Origin of the sequence: Aeromonas sp. SG16, assembly GCF_024436135.1 — a bacterium.
GTDB lineage: Bacteria > Pseudomonadota > Gammaproteobacteria > Enterobacterales > Aeromonadaceae > Aeromonas > Aeromonas jandaei.
This window is the reverse complement of the sequence record NZ_JANFNW010000002.1, coordinates 189,179-213,888: the sequence shown is the minus strand read 5'-3', so window position 1 is coordinate 213,888 and position 24,710 is coordinate 189,179. Positions and strand designations below refer to the sequence as shown.

21 protein-coding genes are annotated in these 24,710 nt (G+C 58.2%); 6 read left to right on the top strand and 15 right to left on the bottom strand.

Going from position 1 to position 24,710, the window contains the following annotated elements:
* Positions 1–15 precede the first annotated feature (15 nt).
* The 5 genes from dtpB to NOM67_RS08105 all read right to left on the bottom strand — a co-directional run bounded on the left by dtpB (position 16) and on the right by NOM67_RS08105 (position 6,347).
* Positions 16–1,521, bottom strand: a complete 1,506-nt coding sequence (dtpB, locus tag NOM67_RS08125; protein ID WP_255935677.1) for a dipeptide/tripeptide permease DtpB — start codon at positions 1,519–1,521, stop codon at positions 16–18.
* Between the two features lie 480 nt (positions 1,522–2,001).
* Positions 2,002–2,967, bottom strand: coding sequence for an HTH-type transcriptional regulator YidZ (gene yidZ, locus NOM67_RS08120; protein WP_255935675.1), 966 nt, complete (start codon positions 2,965–2,967; stop codon positions 2,002–2,004).
* 451 nt (positions 2,968–3,418) lie between these two features.
* Positions 3,419–3,769: a Bor/Iss family lipoprotein gene (locus NOM67_RS08115; RefSeq protein ID WP_156852341.1), complete on the bottom strand. Its 351-nt coding sequence runs from the start codon at positions 3,767–3,769 to the stop codon at positions 3,419–3,421.
* A gap of 415 nt (positions 3,770–4,184) precedes the next feature.
* On the bottom strand, positions 4,185–5,156 hold the full coding sequence (gene yidZ, locus NOM67_RS08110) for an HTH-type transcriptional regulator YidZ (RefSeq protein ID WP_041208095.1): 972 nt from the start codon (positions 5,154–5,156) through the stop codon (positions 4,185–4,187).
* 18 nt (positions 5,157–5,174) lie between these two features.
* Complete coding sequence (locus NOM67_RS08105) at positions 5,175–6,347, bottom strand: MdtL family multidrug efflux MFS transporter (RefSeq protein WP_255935672.1); 1,173 nt, start codon at positions 6,345–6,347, stop codon at positions 5,175–5,177.
* A gap of 117 nt (positions 6,348–6,464) precedes the next feature.
* Between NOM67_RS08105 and NOM67_RS08100 the strand changes: the two genes are divergently transcribed.
* Positions 6,465–6,644, top strand: a complete 180-nt coding sequence (locus NOM67_RS08100) for a hypothetical protein (RefSeq protein WP_255935670.1) — start codon at positions 6,465–6,467, stop codon at positions 6,642–6,644.
* On the opposite strand, the gene ampC is transcribed toward NOM67_RS08100, so the two are convergent.
* The gene (gene ampC, locus NOM67_RS08095; RefSeq protein ID WP_255935668.1) at positions 6,641–7,789 is read right to left on the bottom strand and encodes an FOX/MOX family class C beta-lactamase; all 1,149 of its coding nucleotides are present in this window, start codon (positions 7,787–7,789) and stop codon (positions 6,641–6,643) included. The genes NOM67_RS08100 and ampC overlap by 4 nt on opposite strands.
* A gap of 212 nt (positions 7,790–8,001) precedes the next feature.
* Between ampC and NOM67_RS08090 the strand changes: the two genes are divergently transcribed.
* The 3 genes from NOM67_RS08090 to NOM67_RS08080 are packed head-to-tail and all read left to right on the top strand — an operon-like array spanning position 8,002 to position 11,859.
* Entirely contained in the window at positions 8,002–8,922 is a 921-nt protein-coding gene (locus NOM67_RS08090) for an AAA family ATPase (RefSeq protein ID WP_255935667.1), read from the top strand.
* Complete coding sequence (locus tag NOM67_RS08085) at positions 8,919–9,902, top strand: DUF58 domain-containing protein (RefSeq protein WP_255935666.1); 984 nt, start codon at positions 8,919–8,921, stop codon at positions 9,900–9,902. The genes NOM67_RS08090 and NOM67_RS08085 overlap by 4 nt, the downstream gene beginning before the upstream one ends.
* The gene (locus NOM67_RS08080; protein WP_255935664.1) at positions 9,889–11,859 is read left to right on the top strand and encodes a DUF3488 and transglutaminase-like domain-containing protein; all 1,971 of its coding nucleotides are present in this window, start codon (positions 9,889–9,891) and stop codon (positions 11,857–11,859) included. The genes NOM67_RS08085 and NOM67_RS08080 overlap by 14 nt, the downstream gene beginning before the upstream one ends.
* A gap of 71 nt (positions 11,860–11,930) precedes the next feature.
* Here the strand turns inward: NOM67_RS08080 and NOM67_RS08075 are convergent, their stop codons facing one another.
* Positions 11,931–13,361 carry a sodium:alanine symporter family protein gene (locus tag NOM67_RS08075; protein ID WP_156852347.1) on the bottom strand — a complete coding sequence of 477 codons (1,431 nt, stop codon included), beginning with the start codon at positions 13,359–13,361 and terminating at the stop codon, positions 11,931–11,933.
* A 711-nt stretch (positions 13,362–14,072) separates the two neighbouring features.
* Between NOM67_RS08075 and tal the strand changes: the two genes are divergently transcribed.
* Together tal and NOM67_RS08065 are read left to right on the top strand one after the other, a co-directional pair.
* Positions 14,073–15,023, top strand: coding sequence for a transaldolase (tal, locus tag NOM67_RS08070; RefSeq protein ID WP_043849330.1), 951 nt, complete (start codon positions 14,073–14,075; stop codon positions 15,021–15,023).
* A gap of 159 nt (positions 15,024–15,182) precedes the next feature.
* Entirely contained in the window at positions 15,183–15,365 is a 183-nt protein-coding gene (locus NOM67_RS08065; protein ID WP_005338547.1) for a DUF3545 family protein, read from the top strand.
* Positions 15,366–15,515: 150 nt separating this feature from the next.
* On the opposite strand, the gene accA is transcribed toward NOM67_RS08065, so the two are convergent.
* From accA to NOM67_RS08025, 8 genes are all read right to left on the bottom strand, one after another.
* Positions 15,516–16,466, bottom strand: coding sequence for an acetyl-CoA carboxylase carboxyl transferase subunit alpha (gene accA / locus NOM67_RS08060; RefSeq protein ID WP_033116084.1), 951 nt, complete (start codon positions 16,464–16,466; stop codon positions 15,516–15,518).
* Between the two features lie 15 nt (positions 16,467–16,481).
* Positions 16,482–19,961 carry a DNA polymerase III subunit alpha gene (dnaE, locus tag NOM67_RS08055; RefSeq protein ID WP_156852550.1) on the bottom strand — a complete coding sequence of 1,160 codons (3,480 nt, stop codon included), beginning with the start codon at positions 19,959–19,961 and terminating at the stop codon, positions 16,482–16,484.
* Positions 19,962–20,029: 68 nt separating this feature from the next.
* Positions 20,030–20,620 (bottom strand): ribonuclease HII, encoded by a 591-nt coding sequence (gene rnhB, locus NOM67_RS08050; RefSeq protein WP_255935657.1) that lies wholly within the window; start codon positions 20,618–20,620, stop codon positions 20,030–20,032.
* Positions 20,621–20,695: 75 nt separating this feature from the next.
* On the bottom strand, positions 20,696–21,835 hold the full coding sequence (lpxB, locus tag NOM67_RS08045) for a lipid-A-disaccharide synthase (RefSeq protein WP_255935655.1): 1,140 nt from the start codon (positions 21,833–21,835) through the stop codon (positions 20,696–20,698).
* Complete coding sequence (lpxA, locus tag NOM67_RS08040) at positions 21,828–22,619, bottom strand: acyl-ACP--UDP-N-acetylglucosamine O-acyltransferase (protein ID WP_041208083.1); 792 nt, start codon at positions 22,617–22,619, stop codon at positions 21,828–21,830. The genes lpxB and lpxA overlap by 8 nt, the downstream gene beginning before the upstream one ends.
* A 5-nt stretch (positions 22,620–22,624) precedes the next feature.
* Positions 22,625–23,086: a 3-hydroxyacyl-ACP dehydratase FabZ gene (gene fabZ, locus NOM67_RS08035; RefSeq protein WP_005338559.1), complete on the bottom strand. Its 462-nt coding sequence runs from the start codon at positions 23,084–23,086 to the stop codon at positions 22,625–22,627.
* A 24-nt stretch (positions 23,087–23,110) separates the two neighbouring features.
* Entirely contained in the window at positions 23,111–24,130 is a 1,020-nt protein-coding gene (lpxD, locus tag NOM67_RS08030) for a UDP-3-O-(3-hydroxymyristoyl)glucosamine N-acyltransferase (RefSeq protein WP_005343790.1), read from the bottom strand.
* Positions 24,131–24,133: 3 nt separating this feature from the next.
* A complete protein-coding gene (locus tag NOM67_RS08025) occupies positions 24,134–24,646 on the bottom strand; it encodes an OmpH family outer membrane protein (RefSeq protein WP_033116088.1) in 513 nt (170 codons plus the stop codon).
* Positions 24,647–24,710: the final 64 nt, after the last annotated feature.

Below are 24,710 nucleotides of genomic sequence, written 5' to 3'. Positions count from 1 at the left end.
GCATCTATCTCCCCGTCACACCTGTGACTGCGGCGCCAGCAACCCCTCTTCCTCCTGCGGTGCGGCATTCATCATCCGGTTCAGCCAAGGCACCATCAGGCCCATCACCACAGCGATAATCAGGGTCGCTATCCCAATCTTGCCAAACACGCCGGTGTAAATGGGCAAAGTCAGCAGCGGATCCGTGACCCCTTGCGGTACGGCGGTGAAGGTAGCGACATAACCCCCGAGCAGCGATGCCATCGCCTGGGTCAGGAACCACATCCCGAGGATAAAGCCCATCAGGCGTTGCGGCACCAGCGCAGCCACCATGGCCAGACCCAGCGCACTGATCATCAGCTCGCCGATGCTCTGGAACAGGTAAATAAGCACCATAAACCAGGGCGAGGTGAGCCCCTGCTCATCGGCAAACCACCAGCCGGAAGCTGCGGCAGTCAGAAAACCGAGCGAGCAGAAGAACATCCCTAGGGTAAATTTGAGCGGCATGGTGAGATCCCGCCCCTTGCTGCCCATCCGGGTATAGATCACCGCCAGCACCGGGCTACCCACTACCACCCAGAAGGGGTTGAGCGCCTGGAAGCTGACCGGGTTGACGCTCATGCCCAGCATTTCGTGATGCATGTTGTTGATGGCAAAGAAGTTCAGCGAAGTCGGCATCTGGGCGTAAAGCACATAGAAGAGCACCGCCTCCAGCATCAGCACGAAGGCCACATACATCTTGTTGCGACCCACGCTGTCGAGCTTCAACGCCTCGCGGAAAAAGACAATTACCACGGCGATAGTCACCGTCATCAGCACCATGTTGGCGATCACTACGTGGTGCATCAACCAGGCACAGAAGAAGACCATGACCACCGAGCCAGCCAATACCATCAGCAACTTACCGTAGTTGAGGGGCAGATGATCCGGCTCGGAGCCAATGTCTTTCACCATATTGCGGCAGGCAAAGAAGGTGAGCAGCGCAATCACCAGCCCGACACCGCAGAGGTTGTAGGTGACGGTATAGCCGTAGTGTTCGGCAATGACCGGAGCCAGCGACAGGGAGATAAGCGAACCGATATTGATCGACATGTAGAAGAGGGTAAAGGCACCATCCAGCCGCGGATCCTTCGGGGCATAACATTTGGAGAGCAGACTGGCCGGGTTGGCCTTGAACAGGCAGTTGCCGACCGCGATGGTACCGAGCGCATAGAAAATCAGGTCAGGATTGTAAATCGACATGCCGGTCATGAAATAGCCGATAACCAGTACAACCGCCCCCAACACCATGGTGCGCTTGGTACCGAGAATATGGTCGCCAACATAACCACCGATCGAGATAAGGCCATACACCAGCGCCGAGAAAGCGCCGAAGGTGATAAACGACTGCTCCTGGGAAAAACCCAGTTGCTGTACAAAGAAAACTGCCAGGATCCCCTGCACGCCGTAATAACCGAAGCGCTCCCAGAGTTCGACAAAAAATATCATGAAGAAGGGTTTGGGCTGTTGTAACAACCCGGTCGGTGCTGTTGCTGGACGCATAGTAACCTGCCTTGATAGCTGCTTATTGTTATAAATCTGATGGCGGTGAGCCCATGAAATGAAATACCTGCCAAGCCACCCGACTGCGGCCCTGCCCTGTGCCGGCAAGCCGCCGCTCGATATCTGGCAACAGATGTTTCATTCGTCATCTTCAAGGTGATAAGTGGGGCAAGAAGCGACACTGATACACCGCAAAGGGGCGAGCAGAAATAAGGGGGCACGCCCCGTTATTTCAAGGTGAGGCATGTTATGTCACTGGCGATTAACTGACTTAATGGTTGATCACACTTTAAAATCCGACTTTCATGATGTTTTCTAATGAAACAGGATTACAAATTCTCTTGCAAAGAGTGTCACTCGAGACGTGATTTATCTTCAATTCTATGTATTGAACGACAGCAAATGGCTCTCTTCACAGCCATCGCAGACTCAGGACAACTGGCAGGCACAAAAAAGCCGGCGCAGATCCGCCGGCTGAATTCAGGTAGCCCCCCGGGCTGGCGCTTGCTGATAGAGCCGCCTTATCTCCTGCAGTAACCACCTAACCTTTGAGTCCTGATTATGCCGCTTGTGCCAAAGCAGGATAAAAGTGAGTTCCAGCTTGCTGTAGAGACGCTCGGGCAGAGGTAGCGGCAGGGTAACGAGATTGGGATGATATTTGGCCGCAAACGCGGTGCAGTAGGAGGGCGCAACCGCAATAAGCTCCTGCTGCGACTGGGCAGCCATATACAGCGCCTGCTCGAAGCTGGATACCATCACGGATACATTTCGCTTGAGACCTTCATCTTCCAGCAACATATCCAGACTCCATGTCTCTTTGACCTCCAGCACCACACTGCAATGGAAACAGGCCAAAAAGTTCTCCAGCGACCACAGTTGCCGAAGCAGCAGATGATCTCTGCGCAGAAAGACTACGGGCCTGTCGCAAAAGAGCTCTTCATGATCGATGTAGTAGGGAAGATTACCCAGTTTGAGCAGAGAGCGGTCGTAACTTTCGCGCACACAGACACCCAGATCTGCGTCGCCATTGACAAGGTCGCCAAGGGAGTGGCGATTCCATGCCAGCATCTTGACTATCGAGTTGGGGTACTTCTCATGAATTTTGATGGGCAGGTCACTGAGTAGATAGAAAGGGGATTGCACCATCAGACTGAAGCGAGCCCCATCGGGGATAGCATCACGATTAAGCGAGGCGATCACCCCGGTAAGCTGAAACCAGAGTTCCAGCTCATCCCCCAACGTCAAGGCAAGATTGGTAGGTTGCAACCCCCTGCGCCCTCTCACAAAAAGCGGATCGGCAAACCACTCCCGCAACCTGGCCAATCCCTTGCTCACCGTGGAAGGCGTCACATTGAGCAGCTTGGCCGCACCGGCCACACTGCGCTCAGCCAGCAGGTATTTGAAAAGCACCAGCAGATTCAAATCAAGATCTTTGAGCGCACGCATATCTCTTCTCGTCAGGCATTAGCCATAGCTGCCTTGATACAATAGCGGCCCGTCATAACGCTTGCCATCGCAGCGTAATGACGGGCCGATAGAATGGCTTGCCGTTGAACCTCAACAGCAAGAGACTAATTCCCGCACTGCCATCAATCTGATTTGTGACGACGACCGAAACTTTGCCTAGCTCTTTGGCACCACAAAGAAGAGACCTTCCAGAGTCGGGAAACCAATCATCAGCATCTCTGTCCCCCCGTCATTTTTAAATGATTGCGATATAAGCAACCACACCATCCATCTATATTAGCCAATTGCTCTGGAGTATTTTGGTTTTTATTTTTACTACAACAACCTTATATTCATTACAACTACAAATATAAAAATTCCCTACACCAAAAAAAACCGACAATATAATATTCTGTTTTAACACCCTCGGTATCCTCTCTTTGTCATCTTGTCATCCTGCGCAATCAATTCTTGTCGTACGAGGCGCATACAGGCCTGCGCTCAAACTGCCAAACACAGAGTCCCAAAAACCTCGCTTTGTCTCTATCTGCACGACATTTTCTGCACCGTGACAAATAGCTGCCGCATCAATTTTGTCATTTAGACCGAAGTCGACATCAGAAAAGAAGAAATGGCTGGTAATCTCTTCTGAATGGATAATCGCACCTTTATTAAGTGCAATAGTCTGTGAGCCATCAGAGTGAACAGTATTCTTGGCGCAGCCACAGAGTAATACGGTCAATAAACTGGTGACCGTTATAGTTTTGCAATTAATCATATAAACAACCTTTTTCAGTTCCACTCACCAACTACATCGAACCTTTACTGCTATAACCAAGGGATCAAATAGAGCTTTTCTGGTATAAATAAAAGTCGTAATGATTTATTTCATGAGAATTCAAATACTAATAGACGCCCCCTGAATAAACATCCAGATGTAAAACAGGGCAATAATGTCAAACAAGTCAATATTATTAATATTGTAATTACTGCGTAGCCTCTGGCATACACAGAAAACAATATTTTCAGTGCAATGCAGAGGCGTTTATTATAAGTGGCAGTATCTAACAGAGTGGGTATCAGCGTCTACAGCAAAACAGGAAGTCAGCACCTTCCATTATGGAATCTGTGTTAATGAAATGTACCAATGCGAATACATTTTTATCAGTATCAGCTATTCAACGCGCATAAAAAAACCGGAGCAAACGCTCCGGTTTTTATCCATTCGATTGTTCCGACTCGCGATTGTAGAGCCGCCTTATCTCGTTGCGCAGCCACATTACCTTGGCATCCTGATTGTGCCGCTTGTGCCAGAGCAGGATAAAAGCAATTTCAAGTTGCTGGTAGAGTTTCTCCGGCAGTGGCAACGGCATGGCAATGAGGTTGGCATGGTGCCTGGCCGCATACCCCCCGCAGTAGGAGGGCGCCACCGCGATAAGCTCGTGACTAGACTGGGCGGCAATATGCAGCGCCTGCTCGAAGCTGGAGACCATGATGGGCACCTCCCGCTTCAGCCCCTCGTCCTCCAACAGACTATCAAGAGCCCAGGTATCATTCGCTTCCCACACCATGCTGACCTGGGGACAAGCCAGAAAATTCTCCAACGACCACTTCTGCTGCAGCAGGGGGTGATCCTTACGCAGAAAAGCGACTGGACGATCGCTGAACAACACTTCGTGATCGATGTAATAGGGCAGCCGGTTTACCTTGGCCCGGGAGCGGGAATAGGTCTCCCGGGCACAAAAACCGAGATCGGCATCGCCATTGACGATGTCGTTGAGCGAGTGATGATCCCAACCCAGCATCCTGACCACCGAGTTGGGATACTTTTCGTAGATGGTCATCGGCAGATCGCTCAGGAAGCTGATGTAGAAGGGGGACTCCATCACCAGACTGAAGCGGGCACCATCAGGGATCGCCTCGCTGTTGAGCGAGGTGATGCTGTCGGTCAGCTGATACCAGACCTTGAGCTCCTCTTCCAGCGTCAGGGAGAGATTGGTCGGCTGCAGCCCCTGTCGTACCCGGACAAAGAGGGGATCGTCAAACCACTCCCGCAGCTTGGCCAGCGCCTTGCTAACCGCCGACGGGGTGACGCAGAGCCTCTTGGCTGCACCGGCGACACTGCGCTCCTGCATCAGATACTTGAATACAATCAGCAGGTTCAGATCGAGCTCAACCAACGTACGCATATCCCTCCTCATTCCCGTTTATCCCCGCGATTGCGCTTCGCGAACAGCAAGCCATGGTACCAGCCCTTTCACTCCCAGGTAACTGAGCAACGTCAGCAGCAGGGAGCAGAAAAGCATAGCCAGCGGGGAAAAGCCCAACTGCCCCGTCAACCAAATATAGAGACCGGACAAGCTGATCTGCATGACGCAGAGCACCGCACTGGCGAAGGCCACATTGTGCTGGCAGCCATCCAGCGCTTTTCCCATGGCCACCCCGAAGCCGCAGGAGAAGCCGACACAGACCAGTGCAAAGCCGGCCAGCAGCAGTGCGACATCATTGCCACGCAACCAGCTGCCCAGCAGCAGGCATGCCGCCAGCAGGTAGGCAAGGTGGGAGAGTGCCAGCACTCGCTGCTTGCCCAACCAACGCAACAGCAGTGGCGTCAGGAAGGAGGTCGACATGCTCACTCCTGCCATCACCATCATGACGACGGAGTACTGCTCGGGGGAGAACCCATACTCCTGCATCAGGATCAGGGGAGAAACGCTGACGTAGACCAGAATGGCGGTCACGCTGGTGCTGGTCAGCAGCGAAATCAGCATAAAGCGCGGGGAGCGCAACAAGGCAAATGGCAAACCTCCAGCGCTCTCCTGCCTGTTTGCCGGCCGGGTCTCCTTGAGCATCAAGAAGTTGATCAGACCGGTCAATGCCGCCACCAGAGCCATCGTGACGAAGATCCCCTGCCATTGAAAACGGGAGAGGATGAGGTAGCCCAACACCGGCGCCAGTACCGGAATGACGCAGATAACCCCGTTGATCATGGAGAGTGCCATCGCCAGCCGCTCTTCGCTCAGCACATCCCGTAACACGGTAAAAGTCATGATATAGAGTGCCCCCGCCCCGACCCCCTGCCAGAATCGCCCCAGATAAAACTGGGTGACATCGGTTGAATGGGCTGCCACCAGCGAGGCGGCAAGAAAGATGATGGCTCCGCCCAGCACCACGGGGCGACGGCCATAACGATCGGCAATCATGCCTCCCAGCAGGACTGTCGCAGCCATGCCAAAGAGATAGATGGAAAAGGCGGTGTGGATCTGCGCCTCATTGGCCTGCAGGCTCTCGGCAATCCGGGGGACGGCGACCAGATAGAGATCAATGCCGACCGGATAGATGATGATCATCAGAAAGGCGCACAGCAGAAAAGTTCTCATGGAGGCTCCGTAACAGAAATCTAGCCCCTGTTCTGCCAAAAGCGCGGCAAACAGCAGGCAAGCAAGTGACTATGCGGAGCACTATAGGGGGGGGCTACCACCACACCTAGTGAAGAGATGGCGATCGATACATTCCAAAATGGAAATATTGTTTCTGCCGATGTGCGATTAAGGCAACTGGATGGACAAGCCGCCAGGCAGAAGCTCACCGTGAGCGGAGTAAAAATAAACGCGATAAAAAGTGCGCCGGGCAATCCCGGCGCACTTGCTTGCGGTAAAACGCTGCCCCGTGATTAGTCAGCCAGCTTGCTCAAAATGGCGTAGGCCGCCTTGACCCGGACATCATTGGGATAGTTGCGGTTGGCCAGCATGACGATGCCAATCCCCTTGGCCGGGACAAAGGCAACATAGGCGCCAAAGCCGTTGGTCGAGCCGGTCTTGTTGTAGAGTCGCGCCCCCCCCGTCTCTTGGGACGCGGCAACAGGTTTGACCGGGTTGGCATTGTAAATCACCGCCGAGGAGTTGCCCGCCAGCAGCGTCTGCTCGCTGACGGGATAGGCGTAACTCTCCCAGCCCAGTCCCTGGGTCATCTCGCCTACCGAGTAGCGCCCTTGGTGGGTCAGGGAGATGGCCTGCTGCAACGCCTTGTCATCAACACCGCTGATATTGGCCTTCACGAAGGCGAGCAGATCCGCCGAGCTGGTCTTGATGCCGTAGGCCTCGTCGGCCAGCATGCCGGGATTGACCCTGATGGGCTTGTCCTCTTTCGAATAGCCATAGGCGTAGTCCCCCATGGCCTGCTTCGGCACCTCGAGATAGGTGTGGTGCATACCCAGCCCAGGCAGCAGGGTCTGTTCCATCAAGCGGGCAAATGGCTGCTGCAGGCTGCTCGCCGCCAGATAGCCGAACAGACCGATGCTGGGGTTGGAGTACTGGCGATGGCTGCCCGGCTGATAGGCCGGCGTCCACTGGCGATAGTAAGCCTGCATCTGCTCGATCGATTCCACCTCATCGGGGAACTGCAGGGGCAAGCCGCCTGCGCTGTAGGTGGCGAGCTCGGCCATGGTGATGCCATCAAAGGCGGAGCCCTTGAGCCAGGGCGCGTGCCGGCTCACCTTGTCATCGAGCTTGAAGCCCCCCTTGACCACGGCGTAGGCGCCGAGGGTGGAGGTATAGGTCTTGCTGACCGAACCAATCTCGAACAGGGTCTGCTCGCTGACGCGCTGACCGTGCTCCCGGTTGGCAACGCCATAGTTGAAGTAGTGGGCCTTGCCATCTTTCAGTACGGCAACCGCCATTCCCGGGATCCGGTACTCCTTGAGCACGGGTTGAATGGTGCCGTCCACGATGGCGGTGAGAGGAGCATCCTGTGCGGCAGAAGCGAATGAAGAGATCAGCAGGGAACCCAGAGTCAGCAGCGAGAGTGTTGTTGGTTGTTTCATGACATCTGTCTTGTGGTGAGTTGAGAAGTGCATCATAAGGACGCTTGGTGAGCTGAGCGTGAACAACTGTGAAGTCGGTGTGAAGTCATTGAAAAAACGGGCCATTTCAATGGTTTTACGGCGTACTGAGCCCGCCCTGAGCGACTGGCGTATAAGCTGTAGGTGCCAAAAGAGAGAAGCAAGATACGGGCAAGCCGAAAGCGGGAGGAGTTGTGAAATCACAGGAACAGATCACGGCGGTGCTGAGAGCGCTGGAACAGGTGATTCTGGGTAAACCGCTGCAGCTCAAGGTTGCACTGGTCACCCTGCTGGCCCGTGGCCACCTGCTGATCGAGGATCTGCCCGGCATGGGCAAAACCACTCTGGCTCAGGCGCTGGCACAGGTATTGGGACTGAGCTGCCGCCGGATGCAGTTTACCGCCGATCTGCTACCTGCCGATTTGCTGGGCCTGCAGATCTTTGATCCCCTCCAGCAGCACTTCACCTTTCACCCCGGCCCCATCTTCACCCAGGTGCTGCTGGCCGACGAGATCAACCGCGCCAGCCCCAAGGTGCAGAGCGCGCTGCTGGAGGCGATGGCCGAGCAGAAAGTGAGCATCGAGGGCCACACTCACCCGCTGCCAACTCCCTTCTTCGTCATCGCCACCCAGAACCCGGCCGATCAGGCGGGCACCTATCCCCTGCCCGAATCCCAGCTCGACCGTTTTGCCGTGCGGCTTTCACTCGGTTTCCCTCCTCGCGAGGCGGAGCGCAGACTACTGCGCGGCCAGCAGCTGAGCCAGCCTCTCCCCTGCCTGCTGGACGCCGATGCCCTGGCCCTGTTGCAAGCCGAAGCCGAGGCCATTCACCTCTCGGATGCCACCCTCGACTACCTGCTGGCACTGGTACAGCAGAGCCGCTTTGATGGCGAGCTGCCGCAGCCCCTCTCCCCCCGTGCGGCCCAGACCCTGCTGGCGGTGAGCCGGGCCTGGGCGCTGGTGGCCGGACGACGCTTCGTCACGGTGGAGGATGTGCAGGCGGTCTTTCCCTATGTGGCGGAGCATCGGCTGCGGGGCAGCTTTGGCGTGCAGCACGGCGAAGCCTGCCCCCTGAGCCAGCGGCTGCTGGCCAGCGTCGATCCGGATCGGCCATGACTGACTGGCGCCGGCTAAGGGAGCGCTGGCAGCTGCGCTGGCTTGATCGCCGCATCCCCCCGTCACGCCAGATCACGCTGGGACCGCGCAGCCTCTTCATCCTGCCCACCCGCATGGGGTTGCTCTATCTGCTGGTACTGCTTGCCATCTACCTGCTCGGCACCAACTATCAGAACAATCTGGTACTGCTGGTTGCCTACTGCCTCGGCAGCCTGTTTATGACGGCCATGTGGCTCACCCATCGCAACCTGCTGGGTCTGGCCTTGATGGGCGGGCCCACAGCTACCGGCGAGGCGGGCAGCCAGCTCCCCATCAGAATACGGGTACAGCGCTCGCGCCCGCTCTACGGCGTTCAGTTCACCCTTGGTGATGGCGCGCTCTGGCAGTCCGAGATAGGCCCCACCCCCCTCGAACTGCTGTTGCCGGTCACGGGTCGGCGCCGCGGTCGCCTCCCCCTTGGCCGGCTTAAAGTCGAGAGCCGCTATCCCCTCGGCCTCTTTCGCTGCTGGTCGTTGCCGGATCTGCAACTGGAGGGGTGGGTCTACCCCAAGGCTGTCTATGGCCCGCTGCGGGAAGGTGAGAGCACCGCAGCCGACGAACAGCAGGGGGATATGTTGCCAGCCGCCATTGGCGACTTTGATACTCTTCGGGCTCACCAGCAGGGCGAAGCCATGAGCCGGATCGCCTGGAAGCAACTGGCACAGGGGCGCGGCCTGCTCAGCAAACAGTTTTGTGAGCCGCATCGGGCTGGCCGCCATCTCAGCCTCTCGCGGGTAACAGGTGGCGATCTGGAGCAGCGGCTGGCGGTACTTGCCTGGTGGTGCTGCGACTATGGCAAACAAGGGCTCCCCTTCTCCCTGACGCTGGCCCGGGAGACGCTGGGGCCTGATAGCGGCCCCGCATTTGTGCAGCGCTGCCTGCTGGCACTGGCGCAACTGGATAACCCGGCAAACGAGGGCAGAACGGATGTTGCTCGATAACCGGCGCCTGCTGCCCCTCATCGCCCTGCAACAGCTGCTGATCATTGCCGCACTCTGGCCCCAGCTACAGCTCTGGGTCATGGCGGTGGGCGCCATCACCCTGTTTACCCGCACCATGATGCTGTGGAGGGGCTGGCGTCCTCCACCGGCACGAGTGCTGGCGATACTGGCCATCGGCTGTTTGCTGATGCTCCTGCTGCAGTGGCGGGGATTGGGCACCCTGCCCGCGCTGGTCAACCTGCTCTGGCTCGGCTATAGCCTCAAGCTCATCGAGGTTCGGCGCGATCGGGATGTCGAACAGGTGCTGCTGCTCGCCTTCTTTCTGATTGCGCTGGCACTGGTGCAGCGTCAGAGCATCGGCTGGGCGCTGTTGCTGGCACTCTCGCTCTGGCTGGCGGTCACTGTACTGGTCAATGCCGCGGCCCCGCAGCAGAAGCGCCCATGGCACAGCGCAGGCGGCGCCCTGCTGCTCGCCCTTCCCCTGCTGCTGACCCTCTTTATCGTGCTGCCAAGGTTGCCACCACTCTGGCAGATGCCGACCGCAAGCCGAGCCCTGACAGGCCTCTCGGAAGAGGTGGCCCCCGGCGACATCAACGAGCTGGTCAGCTCCTCCGAGCTGGTGTTTCGCGTCACCTTTGCCGATGGCCCGCCCCCTGCGCAGGAGCGCTACTTTCCGGTCATGCGGCAGGAGTATTTTGACGGACGGCGCTGGCAACTGAGCACCGAGGTGAAAAGATGGCAGCAAACAGTCCCCTTGCTGAACGTGACATCCACGTTGTCAGATAGCCCGCTGCCCGCGGGGAGCTATGAGGTGCTCGCCGAGCCGCAGCGCCATCGCTGGGCCTTCGCCATGACGGCTCCCCGTGTGGTGGCGGGGCCGGTACAAGCCACTCCGATCGCGACCCTCTACCGACAAGGAAGCAACGAGCTGGCCATCCGCTATCGGGCAAGCACAGCAACGCTCCCCGACGCTACAGAGCGTGAACGGCAGCGCAACCTCCAGCTACCAGTCAAGGGCAATCCGCAGGCGCGGGCCTATGCCCGGGAGCTTGCCACCCGTTATCCCGAACCGAGCGCGCTGGTCGGCGCCCTGATGACCCGATTTCGCAGCCAGCCTTACACCTATACCCTGACGCCGCCGCGGCTTGGCCCGGATGGGGTGGACGATTTCCTGTTCGATACCCGGCGGGGATTTTGCGGCCACTACGCCATGGCGACGACCTTTGTGCTGCGGGCAGCCGGTATTCCGGCACGACTGGTGACCGGCTATCTCGGCGGCGAGTGGAACCCGCAGGGCAGCTATCTGGCAGTCCGCCAATTCGATGCCCACGCCTGGGTGGAGTATCTCGACCGGCAGCAGCATTGGCAGCGCATCGACCCGACTGCAGCCGTCGCACCGGAGCGTATCGAGGGCAATATGGCGCAGGCGCTCGGCGAGCAGTTTGCCGCCGCCGACCCCCTCTCTTTGCAGCGCTATCGCAGCTGGGCCCTGCTCAACCAGTTGCGTTGGTGGGGCAACAATCTCGACTACCAGTGGAGTCGCTGGGTATTGGGACACGATGCCAGCCAGCTCTGGCAACAGGTTGCGCAGCGCTGGCCATCGCTGGCCGGGCAGAGCCCCTGGCTTATCCTGCTCAGTTTGCTGCTGGTCGCTCTGATGGTAAGCCTGCCGCTCCTCTGGCCTGCCCGCGAACCCGCCCCCCTGCGGATCTGGCAGCCACTGCTGCGCCGGGGCAACGCGGCCGGCTGCACAGTGCAAGCAGGCGAGACGCTGGGCCAGTGGTGTGAACGACTGGCAACGCTGCGCCCCGCTCTATCCCGACCCTTGCTGCAGGCGGCCTGGCTCTACCGGCGCTGGCGTTACGGGCCGCTCACCGCCCATCAGCAGAAACGCTGCCAGCGACAGCTGAAACGGCGAGTACGCCAGATTTGCCAGAGCTGGGATCGCCAGCCATAAGCGCATCACACAAGGCATAAAAAGAGAGGGGAGCCACCGGCTCCCCTCTCTTGCACATCATGCAACACGGATTACTTTTTGACGGGATTATCCCAGATACCCTCTTCCAGCTGGGAGCGGATCTCGGGGTACTTGTTGGCATCAAAGGTAGGCACCTTGCCCAGCCTGAGCTGATCGTTGTAATCCTTCGCCAGCTTGATGGCGACGCCGGAGAGCAGCAGGATGGCCACCAGGTTGACGATGGCCATCAGCCCCATGGAGACATCCGCCATCGCCCAGACGGTCGGCAGCTCTCCTACCGAGCCGAACATTACCATCCCCAGCACAAACATCCGGAACAGCATCAGGCCGCCCTTGTGGTTGTGCTCGAGGAACACCAGGTTGGTCTCGGCATAGGAGTAGTTCGCCACGATGGAGGTAAAGGCGAAGAAAAAGATGGCCGCCGCGATGAAGATATTGCCGCCATGACCAATCTGGGAGGAGAGCGCTCGCTGGGTCAGCTCCACCCCGGTCACGCCGGAGCCCGGCTCAAACTGGCCTGACATCAGGATGATGGCTGCGGTACAGGTGCAGATGATGATGGTGTCCATAAAGACCCCCAGCATCTGCACATAACCCTGTGAGGCCGGGTGCGGCGGATAAGGAGTGGCGGTGGCCGCTGCGTTGGGGGCCGAGCCCATCCCCGCTTCGTTGGAGAAGAGACCGCGCTTGATACCGTTGATCATCGCCTGGGAGATGGCATAGCCGAGCGCCCCCGAACCTGCCTGCTCAATGCCGAAGGCAGATTTGAAGATCAGCATCATCACGTGGGGCAATTCGCTGATATTCATGGCTACGATGACCAGCGCCAGCAGGATGTAGGCCAGCGCCATGAAGGGTACCACCAGCTCGGCAAAACGGGCGATGCCACGAATGCCGCCGAAGATGATGAGACCGGAGAGCACCACCAGTGCCAGGCCGCTAACCCAGTCAGGAATGCCGAAGGCCACCTTCATCGCCAGACTGATGGAGTTGGCCTGCACCGCATTGAACACCAGACCAAACGCCAGAATGAGGCAGAGCGAAAAGAGCACCCCCATCCAGCGCATGCCAAGCCCCTTTTCCATGTAGTAGGCAGGGCCGCCACGGTAGTTGCCATCCTCATCCTTGACCTTGTAGAGCTGGGCCAGAGTGCTTTCGACGAAGGCGGTCGACATACCGATAAAGGCGATCAGCCACATCCAGAAGATGGCGCCGGGGCCACCCAGATAGATGGCAACGGCCACACCGGCCAGATTGCCGGTACCGACCCGGGCGGCAAGGCTGGTGCAGAGTGCCTGGAAGGAGGAGATGCCGGCGTTGTCCGATTTGCGGCTGTTTTTCAGCACGGAGAACATGTGGCCGAAGTGGCGGATCTGGATAAAACCCAGGCGGAAGGTGAAGAAGATACCGACCCCGATGAGCAGGTAGATGAGCACAGCTCCCCACATCAGGTCGTTTAGCATCGCAATCAAGGTGTCCATAATTCTCTCGTTGTTATTCACATCCATGGCCAGTGCAAATCTGCGTACACAGGCCGCTTTCTGTCTGTTGTTTAATTATCGTGTCGCTAAAGGGGCGGAATCTAGCACAGCGGAAGAACCCAGAATAGTGATCCCGATCACCCTGGACACAAAAAACGAACGGAAAACGCCACTAAAGCTCCATTTAAATCGCAAACTTTCAACAAATCCAATAATTTAATCAGACAAACGCGAATATAGCTCCATAGGAGTATTTTTCTGCCGGCCTATTTCTCTCCGTCAGAAACAGGCAAACGCTTGCATGAAACGGCTTTCAAGAGGGGATATTTCGCAAAACGTTTTCGCTGTAAGAAAATTTCAAGTATGCAACTCAACAATTTATGTGATCGGCTACGCAAATATGAATATTGGCTAAAAAAAATGGCTTGGCGGCAAACCGGAAACAGTCTGCCGAAAAATATAAAAAACCTTATTAATCAGTATGTTTTGCGCATTAAAACGGAATTTCTCAACAGCCTGAATATTTAACAGCCAAGTGCCCCTATTGCAGGAAGCACCACATAAGTATTAATTAGGCAGGCAATGATGATGGGTCATACCCATCGCGCTTTTCTGAGCCTGAGGCATCAAGATCCTGTAATTTTATTTCAGAACCACCGTCTCAAGCCCGCAACCCAGGGATTACTCCCTCATTAAGAGATGACATTCGCTATGGCCGATAAATTAACCCAGCTGAAAGCCCTGACCACTGTTGTTGCCGACACCGGCGATATCGAAGCGATCAAACGCTATCAGCCCATCGATGCCACCACCAACCCCTCTCTGGTTCTGAAAGCCTCCGAGATCCCCGAGTACGCACCGCTGATCGAAGACGCCATCAAGTGGGCCAAATCCCAGAGCCAGGACAAGGCACAGCAAATCATCGACGCGGGCGACAAGCTGGCAGTCAACATCGGTCTGGAAGTGCTGAAGATCGTTCCGGGCCGCATCTCCACCGAAGTGGATGCCCGTCTCTCCTTCGATACCGACGCCAGCATCGCCAAGGCCCGCAAACTGATCCGTCTCTACAACGAAGCCGGCATCAGCAACGACCGCATCCTGATCAAACTGGCCTCCACCTGGGAAGGGATCCGTGCCGCCGAGGTGCTGGAGAAAGAGGGTATCCAGTGCAACCTGACCCTGCTGTTCTCCTTCGCCCAGGCTCGCGCCTGTGCCGAAGCCGGCGCCTTCCTGATCTCCCCGTTCGTGGGTCGCATCCTCGACTGGTACAAGGCCAAAAATGGCCGTGATTACACTGCCAGCGAAGATCCGGGCGTGGTCTCCGTTACCTCCATCTACAACTACTACAAGCAGCACGACTACCCGACCGTGGTCATGGGCGCCAGCTTCCGCAATACCGGCGAGATCCTGGAGCTGGCAGGCTGCGACCGTCTGACCATTGGCCCGGCCCTGCTGGAAGAGTTGAGCAAGACTGAAGGCGCCGTGGTACGCAAGCTGGACTACACCGGTGAGCGCAAAGCCAAGCCGACCCCGATGACCGAGGCCGAATTCCGCTGGGAACTGAACCAGGACGCCATGGCTCACGAGAAGCTGGGTGAAGGTATCCGCATGTTTGCCATCGACCAGGGCAAGCTGGAAACCATGCTGGCTGGCCGCCTGTAATCGGTTAATTTTTCTACGAAAAACCGGGCTCCCCTAGGGGAGCCCGGTTTTTTTGTACCCGACTTTTAGCACGGTCATAGAGCTGTAACGAAAACGTTTTATTTTCAACCTCGTTATGTTATACGGATGGTGAAAACGATAAAAACCAAGGAGGGAGCCATGGAAATGTTCAACTTCGATTATGACGAGGTAGTTGAGCTCGGTTCACGTAGCCGCGGGACAACGGGAAAAAAACGCAAATGGCGCGAGATTGAGGCGTTGAAAGACAAGCACCGCCTGCAGAAAGAGCTGCAATCAATCGATATCGCCTATGAAGGTCTGACCGACGAGATTGAGCTGTAACCGAGTCAATCTTGGCAAAAGCGCCCCGCTCACCCGGGGCGCTTTTTTGTTGCCTCCAACCGGCGTTCAGAAACACGCCAGACAGTTTGTTAAAGGGCCATAAAACAAAAGCCCCCGTATCGACGGGGGCTTGGTGCAGAGCAAGCAGACTTAGCAGTAGCCGTAGCCCAGCAGACGCTGGTAACGCTGCTCCAGCAGCTGCTCGCTATCAAGCGGACGCAGGGCATCCAGATCCTGCTTGATGCGCGCCTTGAGGTTTTTGGCCATCTTGGCGACATCACGGTGAGCGCCACCAAGCGGCTCCTCGACGATGGAGTCGATGAGCTTGAGTTCCTTCAGACGCTGGGCAGTGATCCCCATCGCATCAGCCGCCACGGAGGCCTTGTCGGCACTCTTCCACAGGATGGAAGCACACCCTTCCGGCGAGATGACGGAGTAGGTGGAGTACTGCAGCATGTTGACGCGGTCACCCACGCCGATAGCCAGTGCGCCGCCGGAGCCGCCTTCACCGATCACGGTGCAGACTACCGGCACGGTCAGACCGGCCATCACCTTCAGGTTGCGGGCAATCGCTTCGGACTGGCCACGCTCCTCGGCACCCACGCCCGGGTAGGCGCCCGGAGTGTCGATAAAGGTGATGATCGGCATCTTGAAGCGCTCGGCCATCTCCATCAGGCGCAGGGCCTTGCGGTACCCTTCCGGGCGCGGCATGCCGAAATTGCGCTTGATCTTCTCCTTGGTCTCGCGACCCTTCTGGTGACCAATCACCATCACCGGCTCGCCGTCGAGACGGGCGATACCGCCGACGATGGCCTTGTCGTCGGCATAGGCGCGATCGCCAGCCAGCTCGTCAAAATCGGTGAAGATGTGCTCGAGGTAGTCGAGAGTGTAAGGGCGCTGGGGATGACGCGCCATCTGGGATACCTGCCAGGCACCCAGATCACCGAAGATCTTCTTGGTCAGCTCTTCGTTTTTCTTCTCCAGCCGATGGATCTCGTCTTTAAGATCCACGGCACGATTGCCTTCACTCACATGCTTGAGTTCATCAATCTGCGCCTGCAACTCGGCAATCGGCTGTTCAAAATCCAGAAAAAGACTCATAGGGCCTTAGAACCTCTAATCAAAAACCAACTCGACCCGCTCTCGCCCAAGCAGGACGCGCAAGTCATCTAACAGTTGATCGGTGGGCGTCACCCGCCACTCGGTACCGAGCGTCAATCGCACCCGGGAACCGGGGCGACGATAGTTTACCTGAACCGGACAGACTCCGGCACGGGCGGGCTCCAAAATCTCGCACAAACGCGGAAAAAAGCGATCATCGATACGCTGTTCATCAAGGGAGATGCGAATTGCTCTGGCAAAACGCTCCCTCGCATCGTTGATATCCAGTAATTCACGGGCCGACATTTTAAGGCCACCGGAGAAGTCATCAAAGCTGACCTGTCCAGAAACCACCAAAATACGGTCTTTTTGCATCAACTCTTCGTACTTTTCCAACGCTTCGCTGAAAAGTGTCACATCGAGACGGCCGGAGCGGTCGTCCAGAGTGAAGATCCCCATCTTGTTGCCGCGCTTGGTCACCATGCTGCGGGCGGCAATCACCAGCCCCGCCGCAGTGGTCACCGTATCGCGGGAGGTAGGGTGCAGATCGCACAACCGGCCCGACGTATAACGACGCAATTCGCCGCTGTACTGGTTTATGGGGTGGCCGGTGAGATAGAGCCCGAGGGTCTCGCGCTCCCCTTCCAGCCAAACCTTGTCAGGCCAGTGCGGGACATTGGCGAACGCCTTCTTGACGTCGTCGATCTCCTCGGTGAGGACGCCGAACATGTCGACCTGCCCCACCGCCTGCGCCTTGGCGTGCTGCTCGGCGGCGCGCATCGCCTCCTCCAGGGTCGCCATCAGGGCGGCGCGGTGGGGGCCGAGCCGATCCATGGCGCCGGAGAGAATAAGCTTCTCCATCACCCGCTTGTTGAGCTTCTTGATGTCGACCCGATTGCAGAAGTCGAACAGATCGCGGAACGGGCCGTCCCGATCCCGCGCGTCCAGAATCGCGTCGATGGGGCCTTCACCGACCCCTTTCACCGCGCCGATACCGTAGACGATGTGACCGTCTTCGTTGACCGAGAAGCGATAGCGGCCGGTGTTGACGTCCGGCGGTATAACGGTCAGCCCCATCCGCTGGCACTCGTCCACCAGTGTCACGATCTTGTCGGTGTTGTCCATATCGGCGGTCATGACCGCCGCCATGAACTCGGCCGGGAAGTGAGTCTTGAGCCAGAGGGTCTGGTAGGAGACCAACGCATAGGCGGCGGAGTGCGACTTGTTGAAGCCGTAGCCCGCAAACTTCTCCACCAGATCGAAGATCTTCATCGCCAGTTCGCCGTCGACGCCATTCTTGACGGCGCCCTCCTCGAAACCGGCCCGCTGCTTGGCCATCTCCTCGGGCTTTTTCTTACCCATCGCCCGGCGCAGCATGTCTGCGCCACCGAGCGTGTAGCCCGCCAGGGTCTGGGCGATCTGCATCACCTGCTCCTGGTAGAGGATGATGCCGTAGGTCGGTTCCAGAATCGGTTTCAGGCTCTCGTGCTGCCACTTCTCGTCCGGATAGGAGATCGCTTCATTACCGTGCTTGCGGTCGATGAAGTTATCCACCATGCCAGACTGGAGCGGGCCCGGTCGGAACAGTGCCACCAGTGCGATCATGTCTTCGAAACAGTCGGGCTGCAGCCGCTTGATGAGATCCTTCATACCGCGGGATTCAAGCTGGAATACTGCAGTGGTCTCGTAGCGCTGCAGCAGGTCGAACGAGCGCTTGTCATCGATTGGGATGGCGGCGATGTCGACCGGCGGCTTGCCCTCTTTGGCAAGACGCGGGTTAATCATGCCGAGCGCCCAGTCGATGATGGTGAGCGTTCGCAGACCCAGGAAGTCGAACTTCACCAGACCGGCGTATTCCACGTCGTTCTTGTCGAACTGGGTGACCGGGTGATGCCCCTCGTCATCGCAGTAGAGCGGTGCAAAGTCGGTGATCTTGGTGGGCGCGATCACCACGCCACCGGCGTGTTTACCGGCGTTGCGCACTACCCCTTCCAAGCGGCGGGCCATGTCGATGAGGTCTTTGACCTCCTCGTCCTGCTCGTAGAGCTCGGGCAGCTTGGGCTCGGCCTCGAACGCCTTGGCCAGCGTCATGCCGGGATCCGGCGGAATGAGCTTGGAGATGCGATCGACAAAACCGTAGGCGTGGCCCAGCACCCGGCCCACGTCCCGCACCACCGCCTTGGCCGCCATGCTGCCGAAGGTGATGATCTGTGACACCGCCTCCCGGCCATACATGTCGGAAACGTGCTCGATCACCTCGTCGCGCCGATCCATGCAGAAGTCGACGTCGAAGTCGGGCATGGATACCCGCTCGGGGTTGAGGAAACGTTCGAACAGCAGGTCAAATTCCAGCGGGTCGAGGTCGGTGATCTTGAGGGCGTAGGCCACCAGAGAGCCGGCACCCGAGCCACGGCCCGGGCCAACGGGGATGCCGTTGTCCTTGGACCACTGGATAAACTCCATCACGATGAGGAAGTAACCCGGGAACCCCATCTGGTTGATTACTTTCAGCTCGATATCGAGACGCTCGTCATACTCGGGACGGCGCTCGGCCCGCACCGCCGGATCCGGGAACAGGAACTCGAGACGCTCCTCCAGACCCTCTTTCGATTTGGCCACCAGAAAATCTTCGGTGGTCATGTCGCCGGTCGGGAAGTTGGGCAGGAAATATTCGCCGAGACGCACCGTCACGTTGCAGCGCTTGGCGATCTCCACCGTATTCTCCAGCGCCTCGGGGATGTCGGCAAAGAGCTCGCACATCTCCTCCTGGCTGCGCAGATACTGCTGCGGGCTGTAGCGACGGGGACGGCGCTTGTCCATCAGGGTATAGCCATCGTGGATGGCGACCCGGATCTCGTGGGCGTCAAAATCATCGGCGTTGAGGAACACCACCTCGTTGGTGGCCACTACCGGCAGCGCGAACTCGGTGGCAATGGCCACCGCCATGTGCAGATAGACCTCCTCGTCGGAGCGACCGGTGCGCAGCAGCTCGAGGTAATAGGCATCCGGGAAGTGGGTCTGATAGAAGGCGACACACTGCTCGGTCATCTGGCGGTTGCCCTTGAGCAGGAACTTGCCCACATCCCCCTCGCGCCCGCCAGAGAGGACGATCACCCCCTTGGCGTGTTCGGCAAGCCAGGCCTTGTCGATAACCGGACGCCCCTGCACATGGCCGCGCTGATAACCGCGGGAGATGAGCAGGGTGATGTTCTGGTAGCCCTCGTTGTCCATGGCAAGCAGGGTGAGGCGGAACTGCTCGTCGCCAAGCTCGTCACTCTGCACCCAGAAGTCGGCGCCGACGATGGGTTTGATCCCCTTGCCGTGGGCGGCACCATAGAAGCGCACCAGACCGCACATGTTCATCTGGTCGGTCAGGGCAATCGCCGGCATGTTGTCGGCCGCGGCAGCCCCGACGATGGGATTGATCTTCTGCAGTCCATCCACCATGGAGAAGTCGGTGTGGACTCGCAAATGGATAAAACGGGGGTCAGCCATCGTCATGCCCTCTCATTACGCAAGCAGAACCAGCCAAGGCAGAAATCGTTCAGACAGATCAGCATGGATTATTCGAGCCCCAGTGCGCGGCGCACCGGCTTGAAGCTTTTGCGATACTCCGGCAGCGGGCCGCGCTCAGCCAGAATGGCGAGGTGCTCTGCAGTCGGATAACCCTTGTGGCGGGCAAAGCCGTATTCGGGATGACGGCTGTCCAGCTCGGTCATCTCCGCATCACGGGTCACCTTGGCGAGGATCGAGGCGGCGCTGATGGCGGCCACCAGACTATCACCCTTGACCACGGCGCGCGCCTCCATCGGCAGAGCCGGGCAGCGGTTGCCATCGATAAAGACCAGCTCGGGCGTCACCTTCAGCCCCGCTACGGCGCGCTGCATCGCCAACATGGTGGCATGCAGGATGTTGAGCTCGTCGATCTCCTCCGGGGTGGCACGGCCGATGGCGAAGGCCAGTGCCTTCTCTTTGATCTCGTCAAACAGGGCGAGACGTTTCTTCTCGGAGAGCTTCTTGGAGTCAGCCAGCTCGGCAATCGGATTGGCCGGGTCGAGAATGACCGCGGCGGTGACCACGTCACCCACCAGCGGGCCGCGGCCCACTTCGTCCACACCGGCAACCAGCTTGTCGTCAGGAATATCGATCATCATCTTGTAGCCTTGAATCAAAACAGGCCCCGCAGGGCCTGACGTCGCGTTGGCACAGCCCCTGCGGCCGCCCGGGCACTATTTGCCGAGCAGCTCGGCTACCGCCTCGGCAGCCTGCAGATCGGCGTTGCAGCGAATGAGTTGATGGAGCTCGGTGAAGGTGTTGACCAGCGCACTGTTGTCGTGCTCGAAATACTTGCTCACCTCTTCCACCAGATTCTCCGGGGTGCACTCGTGCTGGATGAGTTCCGGCACCAGCATGCGCCCGGCCAGCAGGTTGGGCAGGGAGACAAATTCAGTCTTCACCAGCCGCTGGGCCAGCCAGTAGCTGAAGGGCTTGAGCTTGTAACCCACCACCATCGGCTTTTTCACCAGCATGGCTTCGAGCGCCGCGGTGCCGGAGGCGAGCATCACCACGTCGGCGGCGATCATCGCCTCGCGCCCCTGCCCTTCCAGCAGCACCATCTCGAGATCCGGTGCCACTTCAGCCTTGATGGCCATGAATTGCTCACGCCGTTTCTGGTTGACCAGCGGCACGATAAAGCCGAGATCCGGATAGCGCACCGTCAGGTGTTTGCACGCTTCGAGAAACAGAGGGGACATAAAGCCCACTTCCGCCGTACGGCTGCCCGGCAGTACCGCCAGCCAGCGGCGGTTGGCATCGATGCCCAGCTTGCGACGCACGGCAGCCTGATCCGGCACCAGCGGAATGTCATCCGCCATGGTGTGGCCGACAAAACGGCAAGGGGCCTCGAAACGGTCGTAGAAAGCTTTCTCGAACGGCAGGAAGGCGAGCACCATGTCGGTGGCGGCCTTGATCTTGTGAATACGGTTCTGACGCCATGCCCACACCGAGGGGCTGACATAGTGAACCGTCTTGATACCGGCGCGGCGCAGTTTAAGCTCCACCCCGATATTGAAATCCGGTGCATCCACGCCGATGAAGATATCGGGCGGATTGGCAATAAAGTGGCGCAGCAGTTCGCGACGAACCTTGAGGATACGCGGCAGACGCCCCAGCACCTCGGTGATCCCCATGACGGAGAGCTCTTCCATCTCGAACAGGGCCTTGACGCCCAGAGCCTGCATGCGCGGCCCGGCGATCCCTTCGAACTGCGCGTCCGGGTAGCGGGCCTGCAGCTCGCGCACCAGGCCGGCAGCCAGAATGTCGCCGGAAACCTCTCCGGCGACGATACCGATACGAACCGGATCAGGCACGGATGATCCCGCGCTCATTGTCTTTGAGGAAGTCCACATAGAGCTGGACGGCCGGTTCGGCTTGCGCCATCTCGATCAACACCGGCAGCACCTCTTCGATGGTCTTGCCAGAGCGGAAGATCTCTTTGTAGGCACGCTTGACGGCGGAGATAGCCTCGGCGCTGAAACCGCGGCGACGCAGGCCTTCGGAGTTGACCCCGAACGGCTTGGCGTAGTTGCCAGCGGCCATCACGTAGGGCGGCACGTCCTTGTTCAGGGCAGCGCAGCCACCGACGAAGGCGTGGGAACCGACACGGCCAAACTGGTGAATGGCAGAGAGACCACCGAAGATCACGAAATCGCCGATCACCACGTGGCCCGCCAGGGTCGCGTTGTTGGCGAAAATGCAGTTGTCACCGATGATGCAGTCGTGGGCAACGTGAACGTTGACCATGAACAGGTTGCCGCTACCGACCTTGGTCAGGCTCTGATCCTGGATGGTGCCGCGGTGCACGGTGCAGTTCTCGCGAAAGACGTTGTTGTCGCCAATCTCGAGGAAAGTGCGCTCGCCGGCGTACTTCTTGTCCTGGCAATCCTCACCGATGGAGGTGTGCTGGAAGATCTTGTTGCCGCAACCAATCTTGGTCGGGCCCTTGATCACCACGTGGGAGCCCACCCAGGTGTTGTCGCCGATTTCTACCTCGGCGCCGATGACAGAAAAGGGGCCGATTTCAACCCCTTTACCGATCACGGCAGACTCATGGACGATAGCAGTATCGTGAATGGTGGCAGTCTGGTCGATCACGTGTGTTAAACCTCGCGTTTGGCGCACATCAGCTCGGCGGTACAGACCACTTCACCGTCGACGGTGGCGACACCGGTGAACTTGGCAATACCGCGACGCTCTTTCAGGAACTCCACGTCGAGCACCAGCTGGTCACCGGGGCCGACCGGACGCTTGAAGCGAGCGTTGTCGATTGAGGCAAAGTAATAGAGTTCATTGGGGGACGGCTTGCCCACCATGGTAAAGGCCAGGATACCGGTGGCCTGCGCCATCGCTTCCAGGATCAGTACGCCCGGGAACACCGGCTTGGCCGGGAAGTGTCCCTGGAAGATCGGCTCGTTGAAGGAGACGTTCTTGATGGCGCGCAGGGTTTTGCGCTCATCGCTGATCTCGTAGTCGTCTACACGATCCACCATCAGAAACGGATAACGGTGGGGCAGCAGATCCATGATTTCCTGGATGCCCAGGCTCTTTTTTTCAGTAGTCAAAACAGTACCCTATACCAATCGTGATTATTCTTGATCCAGCTTCTTCTCAAGCTTGCTTAACCGCTTGTGCATCTCTTCGATACGCATCACCCGGGCGGCGGTCTTGCGCCACTCTTTATTGGTTTGCAGAGGGATGCCGGAAGAGTAGACACCGGGCTCGGTAATGGGTCGCATCACCATGGCCATACCGGTAACGGTGGCCTGGTCGCAGATCTCCATATGCCCGTTAAAGACGGAAGCGCCGCCAATGATACAGTATTTGCCGACCTTGAGACTACCTGCCATCACGGTGGAGCCCGCCACGGCGGTGCCGTAGCCGATCTCGACGTTGTGAGCGATCTGGCACTGATTGTCGATGATGACGTTGTCAGCGATGCGGGTATCTTCCAGCGCACCGCGGTCGATGGTGGTGCAGGCACCGATCTCGACCCGGTTGCCAATGGTCACGCCGCCGAGCTGGGGGATCTTGATCCACTCGCCACGTTCGTTGGCATAACCGAAACCATCGGCACCGATCACTGTACCGGATTGAACCAGACAGTCGGTACCCATGGTCACATTGTGATAGAGGGTGACGTTGGCCCACAGCCGGGAGCGAGCTCCCAGCCGGGTATTCTTGCCAACGAAACAACCCGGGCCAATGCGGACATCGTCACCCAGCACGACGCCGGATTCGATCACTGCATTGGCACCGATGGCCACTCTCTCGCCCAGCTGGACGTCGGCCGCGATGACGGCACTCGGATGGATATCCATGGCCGGCTGCGGGGTGGTGTCCAGCAGTTGGGCTACGCGGGCAAAACCCACGTAGGGATCCTTGAGCACCAGCGCATTGGTGGGACAGAAAGGGAGATCCGCCTCTGTGATGAGCACGGCAGTCGCCTTGCTCTGCTCCAGATAAGAGCGGTACTTCTTGTTGGACAGGAAGGTAATCTCACCCTCCCCGGCCTTTTCCAGTGTCGCTACCTTGCGGATTTCCAGGGTTCCGTCGCCATGGACCTGGGCTCCCAGTTGCTGGGCCAGCTGTGCGAGAGTAAATGCCATCAATTAGTTGCTCTTGCTTACCTGAGAAATAACCTGGCCGGAGATGTCCAGCTTGCTGGCGGCATACGGGGCGGCATTGCGCTCCAGCACCAGATCGTAACCATTGCTCTTGGCGATGGAGTCGATGGCAGCTTGTACCTTGGTCAGGATCTTGTTGCGCTCTTCAGACTGACGACGGCCATTGTCCTGCTCGAATGCCTGGCGCTTCTGGTTGAACTCCATCTGCAGCTTGGCCAGCTTCTCCTGGCTCTGCTTCTTCTGCTCGGCGCTCATGAAGGCTTCATCCTTGCGGAACTTCTCGACCAGCTTCTGGCCTTCCTGTTCCAGCTTCTGCAGCTCGCGCATGCGCGGCTCGAATTCGCCTTTCAGCTTGGCGGCAACGGCTTCACGCTGGGGCAGCTTTTGGAAAACTTCGCCCATGTCGACCACGGCAATCTTGGTCTCAGCGAAGGCAGAACCCATGCCGGCAGCCATCAGTGCAAAGCTCAAACCAGCTACTTTCAACGCTTTATTCACACTTACTCCTTGTTCCCTCATGGCGAGGGCTACCTGATTTACCCGATTATGCAAGCGGCATTGA